The organism is Acidobacteriota bacterium (assembly GCA_009838525.1).
Classification (GTDB): domain Bacteria; phylum Acidobacteriota; class Vicinamibacteria; order Vicinamibacterales; family UBA8438; genus VXRJ01.
Map to the genome: position 1 here is coordinate 1 of VXRJ01000017.1, position 3,083 is coordinate 3,083.

Genomic DNA, 3,083 nt, shown 5'->3' on the forward strand with positions numbered 1-3,083 from the left:
CCACCCCGCCCGCCGCCTCTTGCCAGCACGAAACCCAGCGCTGGATACCGCCGCCGCATCGAGCGCCATCCCGGATGCCGCTCGATTGCAGTGTCTCAACCCCTGTCAGGGCTCCCTTGCCAAGCGCGGGACAAATGTTGCAGCAACCGCCCGGACCGTCGGCGCGGCCGCTCCCGCCGATGGGCGCGGGCCGGGCGCGTGTTTCGGCGCCGAACATCGTGTATTGATCGCCCTAAACTCGTGCAGTGACTGTCGAAGAGCAGCGAGTTTGTCGCTCCTACTGAGCAGCGATTCTGTCAGGGTCGCGCCAACCCAATTGAATCCGGCGCGATGCCCTTCTCCTCTAGGTACCAATCGAGAGAATGCAGTTGCTCATCGCTTACCGGAGCATTGGCGCGAAACCAGAGCGGTTCGTCGCCATTGTGGGCGATGAACCCCATGACGTCCTTGGCTAATGCAGTCATTGCACCCATGTCACCCTCGATCTTCAGGACCAAACTGGCCACGCCTAGACATATGCACATTGAGGAGATGGCATGCCAAGCAGGTGTCAGGTGATTGGTGATTGTCGTGGACAAACGCACCGATCCATCAGGACCCGAAGGACGTCCTGGATCCGTGTGCGGAGACATCAATCCGTACGCGAAGATCGGATCACCATGAACCACGGCGCTCAAGGTGCCATATATGGCGTGGGGGATGGGAGAGATGTCTCTGATGACGTTCTGGACGACTTCGGTCTTGGAGGGCACACGGGCGGGATAAGAGATTCCCTGTTGAGCCAGTTCCCGAGCGAAGTGGGTGATGCCCGCGTCAATCAACCTGAGTCGATCGGCGAAGGCTCTCTCGTATCTCTTAACTTGATTGGCCTGAGTCGCCTTCACTCCGCGCAACACCCGCCTTTGCTCCTCGGCAATCTGTGTGCGGTGCAGCAACAGCGCTCGGTGATACCTCTCGTTGGTGTTCAGCCTGTCGTCGCAGATCCAGAATCCGAATGCAAATGACTCAAGGGCCGATCTGGCGAGTGCGTGCGCTGAGAAGTATGTGTCCGAGGAAATCGTTGCCTTTAGGCCCTGCATGAAATCTATACCGACCATGCACTGTCCCCACACGCCCACCGGCAGCGAGTTAGCTATGTACGCCTGCGCATCCGTGACCTCCGTCAGAGTCCCGCCGGCCTGAAGCTGGTCTGGGCTTCGAGCAGGGAGCGGAGGCACGCGAATCTTCGATAGCACGTCTTCCAGTGAGAGACGGACCACGGTCAAGATCGGGTGCAGGATGAACTCGCCAGAACTGTCAGACACCGGCTATCCTTCGACGGAGGTGGTCGAATCAGCTCCAGGATAGGTCGGAGCAGCGGATCACGACCATTCGCTCACCTGGCTAGTCGCCGTCGTTTCAGCAGCTCGGACCCGAGGTGGAGCGGACGAACGCCATTGTGTCACAACCTCGCCCCACATGTTGCAGTTCGCGATCCCACGTGATCCCATTTGCGCACAATCCGAAGTACCCGACCAGCGAGGATTGTATTGCGGTGCTCTGCGATTGACTCCGACCTCACGTCGAGTCCGACCTGGCTTGGCCGATCTCTGGTCCGCGCCTGGCGCAGGTCAGCTCCGCTTTTCTATTGACAGAAGCGGCTGTGCTGCTTGTGGCAAACGAGAGGAGGAGAGGTTCGACCGGCACGCCAGCACTGAGTGCGGGAGGAAGATACAGTGGAGATCGTCCACTGCGTTCAAGCCGAGACGGCTGGAAGTGGACTGAAGTCGGCCGTATGTCGCGGTGAACAGCGTCGTCACGGTGTCTCGCGCTTGATAGGTCAAGGGCTTGCATCCGACGTTGGCGACTCTGTTGACCTTGTCATCTGGATCACTGTGTCGGACGAGGTCGACGTCGATAACTCTCCGACAGCCGATCTCTTGGGACGTGGAGCACAGCATCCGCGCGGTGGTCCGACGACCGTCGGTGAAGCGCCAAGAGTCTTCGATCCCAGGCGTGTACGCCGACTTCCTGTGCCCGAGAATCGCGATGATCCGACGCCCGCGTCGGTGTCAACGCCGTCCGGATTGGCTACGCTGTTTCGAACATGGACCCAGACGCAACGCAATAGCCGTAAAGGGAGCGCCAGATGCAGCAACCACAGCCCATGACCCCGGTCGCGCTCTACGCCCGCGTCTCGTCGGACCGCCAGGATGTCGATCTCTCAGTCGCCGCCCAGCTGCGCGCCCTGCGCGACTACGCCGAGCGCAACGGCTACGTCGTCGCCCGCGAGTACATCGACGAAGCCGAGTCGGGCCGCGTCGCCGACCGGCCACAGTTCCGCAAGATGCTGGACGAGGCCTCCGAGACCGAGTCTCCCTTCCAGGAGATCCTGGTCTGGAAGTTCTCGCGCTTCACCCGCAAGCGCGAGCACGCCGTCGCCTTCAAGTCGATGCTGCGCCGGCGCGGCATTCGGGTCACCTCGATCACCGAGCACGCCGACGACACCCCGACCGGCAAGCTGATGGAGGCGATCATCGAGTCGGTCGACGAGTTCTACTCCGAGAACCTGGCCCAAGAGGTCACGCGCGGCATGCGCGAGGCCGCCTCAAGAGGCTTCTGGGTGGCCAGCCGGCCGCCCTACGGTTACAAACGGGTCAAGGTCGCCGACGGCGGCAAGGAGCGTCCCACCCTCGTGCTCAATCCGCCTGTGGACGAGGTCGTGCGGCGCATTTTCGAGATGGCCTCGGCCGGTCAGAGCGTGCTCGACATCACCCGCACGCTCAACGCCGACGGCATCCCCACGACCACGGGCAAGCCCTGGCTCAAGACCACCGTGCACCGGCTGCTGAGCAACGAGGCCTACACCGGCACGTTGGTGTGGGGTCACAACGCCAAAGACGGTTCGGAGCCGGTGCGGGTCGAGGACGCCTTCCCGGCCATCGTGACGCGCGAAGAGTTCCAGTACGTACAGCGGCTGCTCAAGTCGCGCGCGCCCAAGAAATCGAACCCGCGGCGCGTCTCCAGCCCCTACCTGCTCTCGGGCCTGGTCGGCTGCGAGCCCTGCGGCGTGAGCATGTCGGCGGCCGAGGCCAAGGGCGGCC

2 protein-coding genes are annotated in these 3,083 nt (G+C 62.4%); one reads left to right on the forward strand and one right to left on the reverse strand.

The features are described 5' to 3' along the window. Nucleotides 1-296: 296 nt before the first annotated feature. Complete coding sequence (locus tag F4Y45_05830) at nt 297-1,304, reverse strand: hypothetical protein (GenBank protein MXY24027.1); 1,008 nt, start codon at nt 1,302-1,304, stop codon at nt 297-299. Nucleotides 1,305-2,128: 824 nt separating this feature from the next. On the opposite strand from F4Y45_05830, the gene F4Y45_05835 reads away from it, so the two are divergent. Further along, nucleotides 2,129-3,083: recombinase family protein (locus F4Y45_05835; GenBank protein MXY24028.1), on the forward strand; the 955-nt coding region annotated here is incomplete at its 3' end.